The 15,970-nt window shown below is 70.9% G+C and carries 17 protein-coding genes; 10 read left to right on the forward strand and 7 right to left on the reverse strand.

Annotated elements, in window-relative coordinates; translation table 11 throughout:
- Positions 1 to 106: 106 nt before the first annotated feature.
- From hemC to ACUKCB_RS18945, 5 genes are all read right to left on the reverse strand, one after another.
- Positions 107 to 1,063 carry a hydroxymethylbilane synthase gene (hemC, locus tag ACUKCB_RS18925; RefSeq protein ID WP_473036924.1) on the reverse strand — a complete coding sequence of 319 codons (957 nt, stop codon included), beginning with the start codon at positions 1,061 to 1,063 and terminating at the stop codon, positions 107 to 109.
- Positions 1,060 to 2,574 carry a glutamyl-tRNA reductase gene (locus ACUKCB_RS18930; protein WP_473036925.1) on the reverse strand — a complete coding sequence of 505 codons (1,515 nt, stop codon included), beginning with the start codon at positions 2,572 to 2,574 and terminating at the stop codon, positions 1,060 to 1,062. The genes hemC and ACUKCB_RS18930 overlap by 4 nt, the downstream gene beginning before the upstream one ends.
- A 144-nt stretch (positions 2,575 to 2,718) precedes the next feature.
- Complete coding sequence (locus tag ACUKCB_RS18935; protein WP_473036926.1) at positions 2,719 to 3,411, reverse strand: redox-sensing transcriptional repressor Rex; 693 nt, start codon at positions 3,409 to 3,411, stop codon at positions 2,719 to 2,721.
- 385 nt (positions 3,412 to 3,796) lie between these two features.
- Positions 3,797 to 4,063: a glutaredoxin family protein gene (locus ACUKCB_RS18940; protein ID WP_473036927.1), complete on the reverse strand. Its 267-nt coding sequence runs from the start codon at positions 4,061 to 4,063 to the stop codon at positions 3,797 to 3,799.
- Between the two features lie 34 nt (positions 4,064 to 4,097).
- Positions 4,098 to 4,355: a MoaD/ThiS family protein gene (locus tag ACUKCB_RS18945; RefSeq protein ID WP_473036928.1), complete on the reverse strand. Its 258-nt coding sequence runs from the start codon at positions 4,353 to 4,355 to the stop codon at positions 4,098 to 4,100.
- Positions 4,356 to 4,463: 108 nt separating this feature from the next.
- On the opposite strand from ACUKCB_RS18945, the gene ACUKCB_RS18950 reads away from it, so the two are divergent.
- The 10 genes from ACUKCB_RS18950 (at position 4,464) to ACUKCB_RS18995 (ending at position 13,963) form a co-directional block, all read left to right on the forward strand.
- A complete protein-coding gene (locus tag ACUKCB_RS18950) occupies positions 4,464 to 5,234 on the forward strand; it encodes a winged helix-turn-helix transcriptional regulator (protein WP_473036929.1) in 771 nt (256 codons plus the stop codon).
- Between the two features lie 285 nt (positions 5,235 to 5,519).
- Entirely contained in the window at positions 5,520 to 6,650 is a 1,131-nt protein-coding gene (locus tag ACUKCB_RS18955; RefSeq protein ID WP_473036930.1) for a hypothetical protein, read from the forward strand.
- Positions 6,651 to 6,790: 140 nt separating this feature from the next.
- Complete coding sequence (gene mshD, locus ACUKCB_RS18960) at positions 6,791 to 7,768, forward strand: mycothiol synthase (RefSeq protein ID WP_473036931.1); 978 nt, start codon at positions 6,791 to 6,793, stop codon at positions 7,766 to 7,768.
- 305 nt (positions 7,769 to 8,073) lie between these two features.
- Complete coding sequence (gene pstC, locus ACUKCB_RS18965; RefSeq protein ID WP_473036932.1) at positions 8,074 to 9,039, forward strand: phosphate ABC transporter permease subunit PstC; 966 nt, start codon at positions 8,074 to 8,076, stop codon at positions 9,037 to 9,039.
- Positions 9,036 to 10,115, forward strand: a complete 1,080-nt coding sequence (gene pstA / locus ACUKCB_RS18970) for a phosphate ABC transporter permease PstA (protein WP_473036933.1) — start codon at positions 9,036 to 9,038, stop codon at positions 10,113 to 10,115. Before pstC ends, pstA begins: the two co-directional genes overlap by 4 nt.
- A gap of 19 nt (positions 10,116 to 10,134) precedes the next feature.
- Positions 10,135 to 10,914: a phosphate ABC transporter ATP-binding protein PstB gene (gene pstB / locus ACUKCB_RS18975; RefSeq protein ID WP_452540680.1), complete on the forward strand. Its 780-nt coding sequence runs from the start codon at positions 10,135 to 10,137 to the stop codon at positions 10,912 to 10,914.
- Complete coding sequence (locus tag ACUKCB_RS18980) at positions 10,914 to 11,879, forward strand: nucleoside hydrolase (RefSeq protein ID WP_473036934.1); 966 nt, start codon at positions 10,914 to 10,916, stop codon at positions 11,877 to 11,879. Before pstB ends, ACUKCB_RS18980 begins: the two co-directional genes overlap by 1 nt.
- A gap of 314 nt (positions 11,880 to 12,193) precedes the next feature.
- On the forward strand, positions 12,194 to 13,135 hold the full coding sequence (locus tag ACUKCB_RS18985) for a hypothetical protein (protein WP_473036935.1): 942 nt from the start codon (positions 12,194 to 12,196) through the stop codon (positions 13,133 to 13,135).
- A 175-nt stretch (positions 13,136 to 13,310) separates the two neighbouring features.
- Entirely contained in the window at positions 13,311 to 13,661 is a 351-nt protein-coding gene (locus tag ACUKCB_RS18990; protein ID WP_473036936.1) for a type II toxin-antitoxin system RelE/ParE family toxin, read from the forward strand.
- Entirely contained in the window at positions 13,658 to 13,963 is a 306-nt protein-coding gene (locus ACUKCB_RS18995; protein WP_473036937.1) for a helix-turn-helix domain-containing protein, read from the forward strand. Before ACUKCB_RS18990 ends, ACUKCB_RS18995 begins: the two co-directional genes overlap by 4 nt.
- 64 nt (positions 13,964 to 14,027) lie before the next feature.
- Here ACUKCB_RS18995 and ACUKCB_RS19000 read toward each other — a convergent pair whose 3' ends face one another.
- Entirely contained in the window at positions 14,028 to 14,486 is a 459-nt protein-coding gene (locus tag ACUKCB_RS19000) for a GreA/GreB family elongation factor (RefSeq protein ID WP_473036938.1), read from the reverse strand.
- 72 nt (positions 14,487 to 14,558) lie between these two features.
- Positions 14,559 to 15,815, reverse strand: a complete 1,257-nt coding sequence (locus ACUKCB_RS19005; RefSeq protein ID WP_473036939.1) for an NAD(P)/FAD-dependent oxidoreductase — start codon at positions 15,813 to 15,815, stop codon at positions 14,559 to 14,561.
- Positions 15,816 to 15,970: the final 155 nt, after the last annotated feature.

Below are 15,970 nucleotides of genomic sequence, written 5' to 3' on the forward strand. Positions count from 1 at the left end.
TGTGCCCCGGGACGCGGACTCCGGGGCGGTGACGGTGCGGCGGGGGCGACCCGCTCTGGTGTTCCCCCGTGCGGCTGAGGTGCTGCCCGGGTCGTTCTCCGGCTGTCTAGGGTGTGTCCCTCTCCGCGAAGGCCTCGGCGACGATGCGGTCGGCGCCCTCGGCGATCATCTGTCGGGCCAGGTCCCGCCCCAGGGCGACGGCGGTGTCGAGGTCCCCGGGCGAGTCGAGGTCGATGGTGCGTTCCCGGCGCACGGCGGTGGCACCGTTGGTGGCGACCACGGCGGCCCGCAGGCGCAGGCGGCCCTCGGTGTACTCGGCGTAGGCACCGACCGGTGCGGCACAGCCCGCTTCGAGTTCGGCGAGCACGGTGCGTTCGGCGACGACCTCGGCGCGGGTGGGCGCGTGGTCGACGGCGGACAGGTAGGAGAGGTCGGCGTCGGCCCGCTCGGTCCGGCACTCCACGGCCAGCGCGCCCTGGCCGGGTGCGGGCAGCATCTGCTCGGGCTCGAAGACGTCGGTGACGTCCTCGCGACGGCCCACGCGGCCCAGGCCGGCGTAGGCCAGGACCACGGCGTCGAGTTCGCCGGAGGAGACCTTGCCCAGGCGGGTCTCGGCGTTGCCGCGGATCGGCAGGTAGACCAGGTCGGGGCGGAGCGCGGCCAGCTGGGCGACGCGGCGCGGGGAGCCCGTGCCGATCCTGGCCCCGGCGGGCAGGTCGGCGAACTTGAGACCGTCCCGGGCGCACAGGGCGTCGCGGGGGTCGTCCCGCTCGGGGATGGCCGCGAGGACCAGACCCTCGGCGGGGGTGGTGGGCAGGTCCTTGAGCGAGTGCACCGCGAAGTCGATGGTCCCCGCGACCAGTTCGTCGCGCAGGGCGTTGACGAACACCCCGGTGCCGCCGAGCTGGGTCAGGTGGGCCTTGGTGACGTCGCCGAAGCTCGTGATGAGCTCCAGTTCGATTCGCTGACCGGTCCGCTCGGTGATCGTGTCGGCGACCCCCTGGGACTGGGTGGTGGCCATGGTGCTGCGGCGGGTGCCGAGCCTGGCGGGTGTGGCGGTCATGCCTTCTCCTGTGCGGGCCGCGCGGCGGCGACGGGCCGCCCCTGGTCGGCCACGGTCTGCGGGGACTGCGGGTCGAGGTCGAACAGTTCGCGCAGGGCGGCCTCGTAGGACTCCCCGTCGGGGGCGGCGGCCAGTTCCTTCACGCGAACGGTCGGTCTGTGCAGGAGCTTGTCGGCGACACGGCGCATGGCCCGGCCGATCTCTTCACGGGTGCGCTCGTCGAGGTCGTCGGGCAGACGGCCGTGGAGGCGGGAGAGCTCGGACTCGACGACGTCGCGGGCCTGGGCGCGCAGGGCGACGACGGTGGGGGCGACCTCGTTGGCGCGGCGGACCGACCGGAACTCGTTGACCTCCTCGTCGACGATCCCGCGTACGAGGAGGAGGGAGTTGGAGCGCCCGCCCTCGGTGTCGGCGCCGGTCGCGGCGGCCTGGCGGAGGTCCTCGATGTCGACGAGGCGGATCCCGGGCCGGTCGCGGACGGTGGGGTCGATGTCGCGGGGCAGGGCCAGGTCCAGGAAGACGAGGGGGCGGCTGCGGCCCTCGGTCGCGGCGGCCACCTCGTCGGCGGTGAGCACGAGCCCCTGGGCGCCGGTGCAGGAGATGACGAGGTCGACCTCGTCGAGCGCGTCGGCCGCCTCGGCGAAGGGGACCGTGCTCGCGTGCACGGTGTCGTACGCCTCGTTGAGGCACTCCGCGAGGCGTGCCGCGCGCTCGTGGGTGCGGTTGGCGACGATGACCGTCCCGGCGCCCTGGCGGGCGACGGTGTTGGCGGACAGCGCGCTCATCGAACCGGCTCCCAGGACCAGCACGCGGGTACCGGTGAGCGGACCGGCGGGCAGGTCGGCGCTGAGGGTGCGTGGCCGCTCCGCGGCGGGCCGCTCTGCCGCGTCCTGGTCCGCCGGGGCGCCCTGGCCGGACATGGGGCAGCCCGCGGGCGGGGTGACGTCGGCTGCGGGGATGCCCGGGCTCGGGGTGACCGAGAGGCCGCGTGCGGCGACGGTGAGGCCGAAGCTGACCATGTCGGCCCCGGCGTGGTCGAGGTGGGTCTCGGTGTGGGCGCGCTTGCCCACGCGCAGAGCGCGCTGGCCGAGGTCGTTGAGGACCCGACCGACCGAGCCCGTCTCCTGGCCCTCCTTGAGGGAGTCGCGCACCTGGCCGAGGATCTGGCCCTCGCCGACGACCATGGAGTCGAGGCCGCAGGTGACGGAGAACAGGTGCTGGACCGCGCTGTCCTCGTAGTGCACGTAGAGGTGCTCGGAGAGTTCGCCGAGGGTCACCCCGGTGTGCCAGGAGAGGAGTTCGGTGATGGCGGCCACTCCGGCGTGGTAACCGACGACGTCGGCGTAGACCTCGGTGCGGTTGCAGGTGGAGACCACCATGACCTCGTTGACCGCGTCGGAACCCACCATCTCCCCGACCGCGTTGGCACGCGTGCGCCCGTTCAGGGCGACGCGTTCGAGCAGCGCCACCGGCGAACTCCGATGGCTCAACCCCAGGGCCAGGACACTCATCCGCACTCCTATGCAGGCACTATGTCTCTCCATGTTCGGGTACGGCCGGGGTCCCCCGCCGTCAGCCCCCCGAAACGCGGCGTACGCTCGCTCTTCGCCACCGCTTCACGGGCCCCGGGACCGTTGGTCCGGGCCCCGCCCGCCTCATGTCACTTCCAGTCCCATCCGTTCCGCCCGGCCGTCGCCGTCGGCCCTGCGCTGTGCGTGGAAGGCGAGGATCTGGAGTTCGATGGACAGGTCGACCTTACGCACATCGACCCCGTCCGGCACATTCAGCACGACGGGGGCGAAGTTGAGGATGCTGGTCACCCCCGCCTCCACGAAGCGGCTGGCGACGCCCTGGGCCGAACCGGCCGGTGTGGCGATCACACCGATGGACACGCCCTTGGAACGCACAACCTCCTCCAGGCTGTCAATATGCCTCACGTCCAGCGACGCCACGGTCAGGCCGACCACGTCCGGGTCGGCGTCGAGCAGGGCCGCGATCCGGAAGCCCCGGGTGCCGAAGCCCCCGTAGTTGGCCAGTGCGCGCCCCAGGTTCCCGATGCCGACGATGGCCACGGACCAGTCCTGGGTGAGACCAAGCTCACGTGATATCTGGTAGATGAGGTACTCGACCTCGTAACCGACCCCCCGGGTCCCGTAGGACCCCAGATGGGACAGGTCCTTGCGGAGCTTCGCCGAGTTCACTCCGGCGGCGCCGGCCAACCCCTCGGAGGAGACGGTGGCGATGCCACGGCCCTGGAGGGCCTGGAGGGCTCGGAGGTAGACCGGAAGTCGGGCAACGGTGGCCTCCGGGATTCCCCTCTCCCGGGGCCGAGGTGGACGACTGGTCACAGGCGGGTGCTCCTGGGCGGCGGTCGGTTCGGGCGGGTACGGGAGCACGCGCGGTTCCTGTGCCGAACACCGCCGCCGCACGGGCTTGCCCGCCCTGCTGATTCTGGGAGCCCCAGATTACGTGCTTGTGAAAGCATGCACAAAGTGGGGTCCCATGTGACACCCCAGGGATGGGTTCACACAAATAGGACATCGGAAGGCCCGGCCGAAACGAGAGATCACACCCCCCGTATTCCGAACGGACGGAAAAGGAACCGTGCCTTTCACGGACGTGCCACCGCCGGCACAGGCACCGCTCCGCACCCGTCCCCGGGCCGGACCGTACCGGCCCTGCGGACCCGCGCGGGTCCGCAGGGCCGCACGGGTTTCGGGGGGCCGCACCGGTTCAGAGGGACAGCGCCGCACGCAGGCGCCCCTCCGACACCCGCCAGAAGTCGTGACGGCGCCCGTCGACGAAGGTCACCGGGATCTTGTCCCAGTACTCCTCCCGGTCCGCCTCCGACACCGAACCCAGATCCTGTTCCGCCCGGTCCGCCCCGAGGTCGTCCGTCACCCGCTCGATGACCGACCACGCCTCCTCGCACAGGTGGCACCCGTCCCTGCCGAGCATGACCACGCGCGCCTTTTCCGACCACGCAGGGGTTTCCGCCATGTTTCACTCCGATTCCGTCACGCTTTCCGGCCCCTCACCCGCCCGCGAAGGGCGGTAGGACCTCGATCACAGTCCCGTCCGCGACCGCGACTTCACCATGAGCCCTCCGCCCGACCGGCTGCTCGTCCACCAGGAGGGAGGAAGCCCCCAGCACGCGCAGGAAACGGTCGTCGGGGTGCAGGTGACACGCCGCTTCGAGAGCCGCCGCGAGGGTGTGCGCATCGACGGTCTCCTCAGCTGTTCCAGCGGCCTCCTTAGCGGAAGCCCAGTACCGGATAGTGCACTTCGCCATCTGTTGATTATCCTTGGAGTTGCTCGGAGGCGACGTATTAAACAATCTTCACCGGGGGCAATGGCGCCTTCGATCGCCCGTTACACGCGGGCCGACGAGAAGAGACGCATGAGCCATCTGCTGCTACTGACGAACTCGAACGAACCGTCCGACCACGTTCTTCCCGCCCTCGGACTCCTCCTGCACTCGGTGCGGGTGGCGCCCGCGGAGGCCGGAGCCCTGCTGGCATCCGGGGCCGGCGGAAACTCGGGCACCCCGGTTGACGCCATTCTGGTCGATGCCCGGACCGACCTGGCGGCGGCCCGCAACTTCTGCCGTCTGCTCGACACCACCGGACTGGACTGTCCGCTGCTGGTCGTCCTCACCGAGGGCGGCGTCGCGGCACTGACCCCGGACTGGCAGGTCGACGACTTCGTCCTGGCCACCGCCGGACCCGCCGAGGTCGAGGCCCGCCTCCGCCTCGCCGTCGGTTCGGCCGACGCCGGGGCCGACGACCCGGACGAGATCCGCCGCGGCGACCTCGTGATCGACGAGGCCACCTACATCGCCCGCCTGCGCGGACGCATCCTCGACCTCACCTTCAAGGAGTTCGAACTGCTCAAGTTCCTGGCGCAGCACCCCGGCCGGGTGTTCACCCGGGCGCAGCTGCTCCAGGAGGTCTGGGGATACGACTACTTCGGCGGCACCCGGACGATCGACGTCCACGTCCGACGGCTGCGCGCCAAACTGGGCTCGGAGTACGAGTCGCTCATCGGAACCGTCCGCAACGTGGGTTACCGCTTCGTACCGGACACCAAGGCGGCATCGGCGGCGAACGCTTCGGCCGACCCGGCCGAGCAACTGCCCGCGGCCCGTTCCGCGGAGGCCGGGACCAACTAACGGCCCGAGCCCGGCACCGCCGGTCACGACCACCCCGGGGCGCCCGCGTTCGCGCGAGGGCGCCCCGGAGTCCTTCGTCGAGTCATTACCTCCTGAAGAGTCCGATTCGCCTCCGACGGGCGGGTGATTCCAAAACCCAGCGCGCTCGCACTCGTACTCCGCGTTCACACGCTCTAAGATCGTTGACGCACCCGACGGACGGGGCATGGCAGGCGCGGCGGAGCCCTGCGTCCGGGTGCGGTCCGAGCCGCAATGGCGCGTCACCGGAGGAGTGAGATCGCACCGATGCCGTCCCCCGCCACCCCCGCCCCGTACAGACCCCGCCTGCTCAGAGTCATCGGTGCCGCCTTCGTCGGCTCCACACTGATCGCCGTGATGGCGCCCGCGCACGCCGACCCGGTCGCGGCCTCCCTCTCCTTCGACCGCCCCACCGAGAAGGTCGAGGCGGGCACCGAGCTCGCGCCCAACCCCCTCACGGTGACCAACAACAGCGGCGAACTGACCCTGTGCCTCATCGGCCTGGACGTTGCGGCCTCCGACTTCCGCAGCGAGGGCTTCCCGGCCGGGGCCGAGGTCGCCCCGGGCGCCGGCCTCCCGCTCGGCAAGGTGGACGGATCGGCCCGCCAGACGGTCGACGTGGTGGCGACCCTGGCCTACGCGTTCGCCGACGCCGAGAGCGGGTGCGTCGGCGCCGAGGCGGACGAGTACGCCGCCGCCACCTGGTCGGTCCAGGTCACCGAGCCCACGCCTTCCCCCACACCGACCCCGACTCCCACCGATCCGCCGACCAGGACCCCCAGCCCGTCGCCGACCGACCCGCCGACCAAAACCCCCAGCCCGAGCCCCACCGAGAAACCCACCAAGACCCCCAGTCCCAGCCCCACCGAGAAACCGATCAAGCCCTCCAACCCCACACCGTCCCCGACCTCCCCCACGGAGTCGGAGTCGGGGACGCCCACACCAAAACCGTCACCGACCGCTGACACCACCGACAAGGACTCGAGCGGCAGGTCCGGCGACGGGGGTTCGGGCAACAGGAACTCCGGTAGCGGTAACTCCGGCAACGACCGGACCCCCTCGAACGACTCAGGCCGGTCACCGCGCTCGAACGTCAGCAGTGCGCCCACCAGCAGCGCGAGCATCCCCACGCTCCCGCGCGAGGAGGCCGAGCTCCCCGACCTCGCCCCGGGCCCGGCCGAGGACCTCGCCGAACTCCCGCTGGTCACCCCCACCTCCGAGGAGGACGAGGACACCGAGACCGAGATCGCCGCGGATCACACGGACCTCGGCCCCTCGGTCACGCCAGCGGTCCTGCTCGCCGCGTTCCTGCTCGCCCTGCTGCTGGCCACCCCGCTCGCCCCCACCCGCAGGGTCCGGATCGGCGGCGGCTACCAGGGCAGGCGCCGCAAGGGCTGACCAGCACCCGCACCGAACCGGGTCTCGGGAGTCGCTCCGGGACCCGGAACCGCGCCGGGTTCCGCGCCCCCGCTCCGGAAACCGCCGGAAGCGGGCGTCGGGGCCAGGAGTTCGGCCAACAGGATCTAGGATTCTGGCTCATGAGTACCCCGCTAGTCACCGACAACCTCGCGCCCGAACTGGCCGAACCCGTCCTCAACCTGGCTGAGGCGGCGCGCGCCGCCGACGGGGTCCCGCCCCTGTCCGAGCACACCCTGCTCCGGATCAGGCACGGCGCCCCCGCCGGCAGCAGCCGCTTCCACGTGCTCTCCGAGGACGGCCGGGCCGTGGGCTTCGCTTTCGTCGAACGGGTCGAGGGCGAACCCGACTCCGGTGAGGTCGTGGTCGACCCCGCCCACCGGGGCCGGGGGCACGGCTCCGCGCTGCTGCGTTCGGTCCGCGCCGACGCCGGCCCGGATGGGGTCCGGGTGTGGGCGCACGGACGGACGCCCGGAGCGGTCTCGGTGGCGGAGGCCGAAGGGTGGGTCCCCGCCCGCGAACTCCACAAGATGCGAATGCCCCTGCGCGACCTGGGACCCGAGGTGCCCGGCGGGCCGTGGACCGCGCCCGAGATCCCCGAGCCCGCTCTGCGTCCGGAGGTGGCCGAGAAGGTCCGGATCCGCCCCTTCGTGGTGGGCCAGGACGAGCAGGCGTGGCTGGAGGCGAACGCGCGCGCCTTCGCCGACCATCCCGAGCAGGGTTCCCTGACCCTGGACGACCTGCTCCAGCGGGAGGTCGAGGACTGGTTCGACCCGCGGGGCTTCTTCGTCGCGGTCACCAACAGCGGTTCGATCGCCGCCTACCACTGGACCAAGACGCACGCGGACGGAGCGGGGCTCAGCGACAGCGAGACCGTGGGTGAGGTCTACGTGGTCGGTGTGGACCCCGACTGGCAGGGCACCGGCCTGGGCCGCGCCCTGACCCTGGCCGGGCTGGCCCACCTGCGCGACGCCGGGCTGCCCTGGGTGCACCTGTACGTGGACGGGGACAACGAGGCGGCGGTGCGCCTGTACGAGTCCCTCGGTTTCTCCATGTGGGACACGGACGTGATGTTCGCCCCGTCCGGCGACCGGGACTGAGCGGCCGGCAGCCACCCGTCCGAAGCGGATTCGACGTGCGAGGCGGACCGTTTTCCGGGTGCGTCTTGTCACATTCACCGACCGAACTCCTTTGCGCCACGGGAGTGCGACACCGCGTTCACCTCCCGTTCACCTTTCCTGGGACAACTGGTCACCTCCTACGCCTACCTTCGCATTCGGCGCGGTTCGGCTGTCGTCCTCGCGTCGACCGCGACACGGCGGTCGTCCCCCGTGCGACGCGCGGCCGTCCCGGTGGGACACGGACCGAGCGACCGGACCCGCAACCCTTCCGAACCGGAGAACCCATGACGACCACGGACGCGCCCCAGGCGGCACCGCCGCCCACGGGCAAGCGCCGGATCGGCGATGTCGTTTTCGCCGGGCTCGCCCGAGGCTCGGGCCTCCTGATCCTGCTGATCCTCGCGGGTGTGGCCGCCTTCCTGCTGATCCAGGCCTGGCCCTCGCTGGCGGCCAACACCTCGAACTTCCTGACCAGCCAGTCATGGGAAGCCAACGTCCGGGAGAACCCGTCGTTCGGTGTGGCCGCGCTGGCGTTCGGTACGGTCATGGCCGCCGCGATCGCGCTCCTGCTCGCCACCCCGGTGGCGATCGGCATCGCGCTGTTCATCGTCTACTACGCGCCCCGCAAGCTGGCCACGACGCTCGGCTACCTGGTGGACCTGCTCGCCGCGATCCCCAGCGTCGTCTACGGCCTCTGGGGCATGATGGTGCTCGCCCCGGAACTGGTACCGGTCTACGACGGCATGACCGAGTACCTGGGCTGGATCCCGCTCTTCGCCGGGCCCGCCTCCACCTCCGCCAGGACCCTGCTCACCGCGGGCATCGTCCTGGCCGTCATGATCCTGCCGATCATCACCGCGATGTCGCGGGACGTGTTCCACCAGGTCCCGCAGGGCCACCGCGAGGCCGCGCTCGCCATGGGCGCCACCCGCTGGGAGATGATCCGCCTCGCCGTCCTGCCCTTCGGCAAGTCCGGCATCGTCGGCGGCGCCATGCTCGGCATGGGCCGCGCCCTGGGCGAGACCATGGCGGTCGCCATGATCCTCTCCCCGTCCCTGGCGATCTCCTTCAACCTGCTCCAGAGCGGCAACCAGACCATCGCCGCGCACATCGCGCTCCAGTACCCGGAGGCCACCGGCTACGGCGTGTCCGCGCTGATCGCCGCCGGTCTGGTCCTGTTCGCGATCACCCTGGCCGTCAACATGGGCGCCCGCTACGTCGTGGCCCGGGGCAACAAGGAGTCCGCATGAGCATGACGACCACGCAACCCCCCGGGCCCGAAGCGGGACCGGGTAAGAGCGAACTGCGCGCCGGCGCCCTGCCGAACCGTTTCCCCGCCGTCCTGCTTCTCGTCTGCGCCGCGGTGGTCGCGGGCGTACTGGCCGCGTTCGCCTCCTTCGGCCTGATCCTGTGGGCCCTGCTGACCGGCGTCTCCTACGTGGTCATCGCCGTGACCGCCTCGGCCAGGGTGGAGGGCGGCCGCAAGGCCAAGGACCGCCTGGTCACCTCGCTGGTCTACTCGGCGTTCCTGCTCGCGATGGTCCCGCTGGTGTCCCTGCTGTACACGGTCGTCAGCTACGGCCTGGACCGCTTCGACTGGTACTTCCTCACCGTGTCGATGAACGGCGTCCTGCCGAGCATGGACGCGGGCGGCGTCTACCACGCGATCGTCGGCACCCTGGCGATCACCGGCATGGCGACGCTCATCTCGGTGCCGATCGGTGTGCTGACCGCCGTCTACCTGGTCGAGTACGCCCAGGGCCGCCTGAAGAAGGTCATCACGTTCTTCGTGGACGTCATGACGGGCATCCCCTCCATCGTCGCGGGTCTGTTCGTGGTGGCGCTGTGGATGATGCTCTTCGGTCCGGGCAGGACCAACGGTGCCGCGGGCGCCGTCTCCCTGGCCGTGCTGATGATCCCCGTGGTGGTCCGCTCCAGCGAGGAGATGCTGCGCCTGGTCCCCCGCGACCTGCGCGAGGCCTCCTACGCCCTGGGCGTGCCCAAGTGGCGCACGATCACCAAGGTGGTGCTGCCCACCTCGGCCGCTGGCCTGACCACCGGAATCATGCTCGCCATCGCGCGTGTTATCGGAGAGACGGCACCTCTGGTCCTCACCGCGGGATCCTCGGCGGTCGCCATCAACTGGAACCTGTTCGACGGCCAGATGATGAACCTCCCGGTGTTCATCTACTCGCAGTTCCGCATGGGTGGGGCCGTCAACTACGAGAGGGCCTGGGCAGCGGCGCTGACGCTGGTCCTGACGGTCATGCTGCTGTTCTTCCTGGCACGCCTGATCGGCCGCCTGTTCGCACCCAAGTCCCGCTAGAGCACTCGAGGTACATCCTGTGGCGAAACGAATCGACGTCTCCGGACTCCATGTCTACTACGGCGACTTCCTCGCCGTGGAGGACGTGTCCATGACCATCGAGCCCCGGTCGGTGACGGCGTTCATCGGGTCCTCCGGCTGCGGCAAGTCCACCTTCCTGCGCACCCTCAACCGGATGCACGAGGTCACCCCCGGTGCCCGGGCCGAGGGCAAGGTCCTCCTCGACGACCTCGACATCTACGGCCGCGAGGTCGACCCGGTGATGGTCCGGAGCGAGATCGGCATGGTCTTCCAGAAGGCCAACCCGTTCCCCACGATGTCGATCTACGACAACGTGATCGCCGGGGCCAGGCTCAACAACAAGCGGATGAGCAAGTCCGAGGCCGACGACCTGGTGGAGGAGTCGCTGCGCGGCGCCAACCTCTGGGGCGAGGTCAAGGACCGCCTGAACAAACCGGGTGCGGGCCTGTCCGGCGGCCAGCAGCAGCGCCTGTGCATCGCCCGCGCCACGGCGGTCAGGCCGTCCGTGCTGCTGATGGACGAGCCCTGCTCCGCCCTGGACCCCATCTCGACGCTGGCGATCGAGGACCTCATTCACAACCTGAAGGAGGACTACACGATCGTGATCGTCACGCACAACATGCAGCAGGCAGCCCGGGTCTCCGACCGGACCGCCTTCTTCAACCTGTCGGCCCCCGGCAAGCCCGGCAGGCTGATCGAGATGGGCGAGACCAACCAGATCTTCACCCGCCCGGAGCAGAAGGACACCGAGAACTACATCACCGGCCGGTTCGGGTGATGAGCACTCCCCTGGTGATCGACACCGACACCGCCCAGGACGACTGCGTCGCCCTGCTGGTGGGGCTGCTGGACCCCGCCGCGGACCTGCGGGCGATCACCATGGTCGCCGGGAACGTGGGCTTCGACCAGCAGGTGCGCAACGCCTTCATGACGCTCAACGTCGCCGGCGGGCGCACCGGGGTGCCCGTCCACCTGGGCTGCCGCCGCCCCCTCGTCCGCGAGTGGGTGAGCGCGGAGAACGTGCACGGGGACGGGTCCGGCGGGCTCCGGATGGACCAGGACGGGCTGGAGCCGAGCGGCGAGCACGCCGTGGACGCCCTGGTGCGGATGGCCGCGGAGAACCCCGGGGAGCTGTCGGTCGTGGCGATCGGGCCGCTCACCAACATCGCCGCCGCAGTGGTCAAGGACCCGGCTTTCGCGGGCAACGTGAAGTCGCTGTACGTGATGGGCGGGTCGAACAACGGGCGGGGCAACATCACGGCCGCCGCCGAGTTCAACTTCTACGTGGATCCCGAGGCCGCCAAGGCGGTGTTCGCCGCCGGGTTCGACATCACCGTGGTGCCCTGGGACCCGCTCACGCTGCGGCAGGCCGTGTTCGGGCAGGAGCGGCTGGACGAGATCGCCGCCCTGGGCACCCCGCTGGCCCGGTTCTTCACGAGGATCTGCGGCCCGACCCTGGAGTTCGACCGCAGCGTCGGCATCGACGGCACCACCCACCCCGACTCCCTGACCGCCGCGGTGCTGCTCCGTCCCGAGCTCGTTCGTGCGTCTTCGCGCTACCACGTGGACGTGGAGACCGCCGGGGAGCTGACCCGCGGCTACGCGGCGATGTCCTGGGGCGTCCACGGGCTGGAGCCCAACGCCCGGGTGGTCGAGGAGATCGACGCGGAGGGCTTCTTCGGGTACGTGCTGGAGCTGCTGTCCCGCGACACCGAGCCGCCCCGGGCGGTCACCGGCCTGTGAGCCGGACGGCCGGGCTCGAACACGGTGATTCCGGCCTGGACCAGCCTGCTGAAGGGCTGGGCCTCCGGGACGAGGGCGGCGAGCTCCGGGGTGATCTCCTCGGCCACGGGGTGTCCTTCCTGTGCGCGGTACCGCCCCCTAGGACCCGGCCCGGCCGGCCTCCCGGTGCGCGCCCGTCCGGATACCGTGCGCGCCCGGACCGCCGCTCTACGAGGTCACTGTCCGGGATGTGTTTCGTTCGACTCTGGCAAATTGCCCCTTTTTTTGGGCCTATGTCACCTAGGGTCCCCCTTGAGCAAGGGAGGATGATGGTGGTGCGTAGCTTCACGTCGGTACCAGCCGCCGTTCTCCTGGTCGCCCTCGTCGGTTGCGGGCCCGAGACCGCGACCACCACGAGCGACCAGGAACAGAACACGGAGAACAACACCGAGACCACACAGGCCCCCGAAGAGACCACGCAGAGCCCCGAGGAACGGGACCCCGGCGGCCAGGAGCCCACCCGGACCCCGCCGCCCCGTGGCGGGGAGGAGGAGCCCCCATACCTCCCCGACGAACCGGTCTCGCTCGGCCTCGGGGAGAGCCACGAGTTCGAGGACGGCTTCACCGTCTCGATGGGCCCCGTGGAGCGCCGGACCGAGTCCGTGGAGGAGTACGGCACCACCGGGGAGGACACCGGGCCGGAGGAGGAGGGAACCTCCGAGGAGACTCCCGAGGAACCCGCCGCTCCCACCGGGGAGGAGTCCGAGGAGGGTGACGAGGGGGCGGAGGCCACCGAGGACACCACGGGGGAGCCCACCGACGAGACCACCGGGGCGCCCGGGTCTCCGGCGGAGGACGAGGCCACCGGGGAGGCCACGGAGGACCCCACAGAGGAGGCCACCGAGGAGCCTTCGGACGAGGCCACGGAGGAGCCGACGCAGGAGCCCTCCGGGGAGGCCACGGAGGGTGCGGCGGAGGAGGGCGACGACTACTTCGCCTGGACGGTGGAGATCACCAACGGCACGGACCAGACGGTCCACACCGGTTCGATCACCAGCACGTGCGCGGTGGGCGACCCGCTGGAGGAGTCCTCCGCTCCGGTCCTGGGAGAGACCGTCAACCCGCCGCAGAACCTGGAACCGGGCCAGAGCGGCAGCTGGGAGGCGGACTGCTGGGTCAACGAGGAGGACACCTACCTGTCCTGGACCCTGGAGTTCTTCGACGAGGACGGGAACAGGCTCTACGCCCCGCTGCACTTCTCCGGCGACGTGGCCTGAACACACCCGGCCACGGGACGCCCCGTGGCGGGGCCGCCGGTACCGGCGGCCCCGCCCTCCCGGAACACCGCTCGACGTGAAGCAGTCGACCGGACCGGGGCCCGCTCCCCGACGTATCCTGACCGATTCCTGGAACACCTCCGTGAGCACACTTCCCGCTTATAGCATAAATGCTATGCCCTGGGGTAAGATCGAACTGGAGACGGAAGTCAGCGCATGGTTGGCAGGACTCACCGAAGAGGAATGGGCACAGGCACTTTTCCATCTGGACCTTCTGGAGTCCCGGGGGGTGAACCTCGGTTTCCCGTACACGAGCCAACTCGACGGCAAGCTTCGGGAACTCCGGTTCTACTGCGGCGGACGCCAGGTCCGCATCACCTACTTCATCACCGGAATGCGTCGCATCATCATGCTGACCGTGTTCCACAAGACCCGCCGCCGTGAATCCGCCGAGGTACGGCGGGCGAAACGCGCGATGGACACGTGTGTGGAAGCTGGCCACACCACCGACGAGGAGGAAGCGTGAGCATCCCCGACCGAGTGACCCTTGACGACCTCAGAGCCTCCGAGCGCTTCGAACGCCCCGAGGTTCAGGAAGCCTACGAGACGACCCGGCTGCGGTTCGAGCTCGGTGAGGCGGTCAGGCTGCGCAGGGAGGAACTCGGCTGGTCCCAGGCCGAGCTGGGGCGCCGATGCGGGATGCCGCAGTCCAGCATCGCCAGGTTCGAGCACGGTGGCACACAACCAACCCTGACCACCCTGGAACGACTCGCCGAAGCTCTGGGGCTGGTACTGAACGTGCGCCTGGAGTCTCCGAACGCAGCCTGAACACACCCGGCCACGGGACGCCCCGTGGCGGGGCCGCCACCGGCACCGGCGGCCCCGCCACGGTTCAGGGCACCTGCGCGGCCTCCGATCCGTACGGCACGGCGCGCACCAGGCTGACCCCCAAGGTCCGCCCGTGGGGCGCCGTGTAGGTGCGCTCCTCCCCCTGGGCGGCCCCGATCAGGGCCCGGCCCAGCGGCGAGTCGGGCGAGCAGACCGGGATCCCGTCGGAGTCGGCGCGGTCGCGCACACCCAACAGGAAGGTCTCGGGCTCGGGGTCGTCCCCGTAGCGGACGGTGACCACCATGCCGGGCTCGGCGATGCCGTCGTCCGGCGGCGCCTCCCCGACGACCGCGTCCTTCAACAGGTCCTGGATCCGGTTGACGCGCGCCTCACGGGCGTCCCTGTCCTCGATGCCGGTGAAGCCGTACTCCTCGGGGTCAGCCATGCCGGTGAGGACGGCCAGTTCTGCGGTGAGCCGTTCGTACGTCCCCGGGGTGAGCCAGGTGCGGTTGTTCTCGGCCATGGAATCCTCCTTGTACGCATGGCGCCCCGCCGGGGTTCGGCGGGGCGCTGCTGGAACGGGTGCGGGGCTGGGTCAGCGGAGGGGGTCGAAGGGCCGCAGCACCGGTGACGGGACCCCGGTGGCGACCGTCCGGGCGAGCAGGCGGCCGGTGATCGGACCGTGGGTGAGTCCCCACATGCCGTGCCCGCCCGCCACGTACAGCCCCGGGATCCGGGTGGGGCCGACCAGGGGGAGGCCGTCCGAGGTGACGGGCCTGGAGCCCACCCACTCGTCGGTACGTCTACGCAGGTCGGCACCGGCCAGATAGGGTTCGGCCGACTCCGTGATGGCCCGGACCCGCTCGGTGCGCAGGGGCGCGTCGACGTCGCGGAACTCCATCGTCCCGGCGACCCGCAGCCCCTCGCCGTGCGGTGTGCAGGCCACCCGCACCTCGGGCAGGTACACGGGCCCGGGCACGGGTCTCGCGGTCGGGACCATGAAGCTGTAGCCCCTCCCCGGCCGCAGCGGCACGTTGACGCCCCAGGGGCGTGCCTGCCGGCCGAGCCAGGCCCCCGTGGCCACCACGACCGCGTCCGCCGACTCCGTCTCCCCGTGCGCCGAGCGCAACCGGAAGCCGCCGTCACGAGCCTCCACCCCGGTCACCCGGAACCCCTCGACCACGCTCCCGCCGCGCTCGCGCACGGAGTCCGCGAGCGCGTGCGTGTACACGCCGGGGTTGACGTAACGCTGCCCGTCGATCCGCACACCGGCCCGCACCGCCTCCGAGGCGAGCGGCACCTGCGCGCGAGCCGCCTCCCCCTCCAGGGCGGTGTAGGTCAGCGGCAGCCCTGCCTCACGGGCCGCGTCCAGCTCCATGAGCAGCCGGGCCGCGTGCTTGTGCGCGGTGAACAGCGCGGTGACCGGGGAGGATTCGACTCTGGCGGCCACCCCGCCCTCGGACAGCTCCTCGAAGGCGTCCAGACAGGCCGAGCTGAGCGGGACGTTGCCGCGCAGCGCCCGTTCCCAGGCCGCCTGCCCGCTGTGCAGGGCGAACGACGCCAGGAAGCGCAGGAGACCGGTGTCCGTGGTGGGAGGCACGGACAGCGGAGCCTTCGGGTCGAACAGCGCCTTCAGCCCGTTGCCCAGCACACCCGGCTCGTTCAGCGGAATGGCCAGGCCGGGTGCGATCCAGCCCGCGTTGCCCCAGGACGAGCCCGAGGCCACCGTGTCGCGTTCGACCACGGTTACCCCGACCCCGTACTTCTGGAGGAACCAGGCGGTCGACAGACCGACGATCCCGGCCCCGACGACGATGACGGTACGCGGTGCGTCCGCGCCCTTCCCGGACATGGCGAGTTCTCCTGTGCATGCTGACTGACGGGTACGGAACCGCACCCGACCAGAGTCTCCCCCGGAAGCAGGACGTGCCCTTTGTCCCAGCGGAACAATCTCGACGTACGCTCATGTGGGATCCCGACAACGGACAGAGCCGGGACCAGAGATCG

The sequence above is a fragment of the Nocardiopsis moroccensis genome (assembly GCF_055763695.1).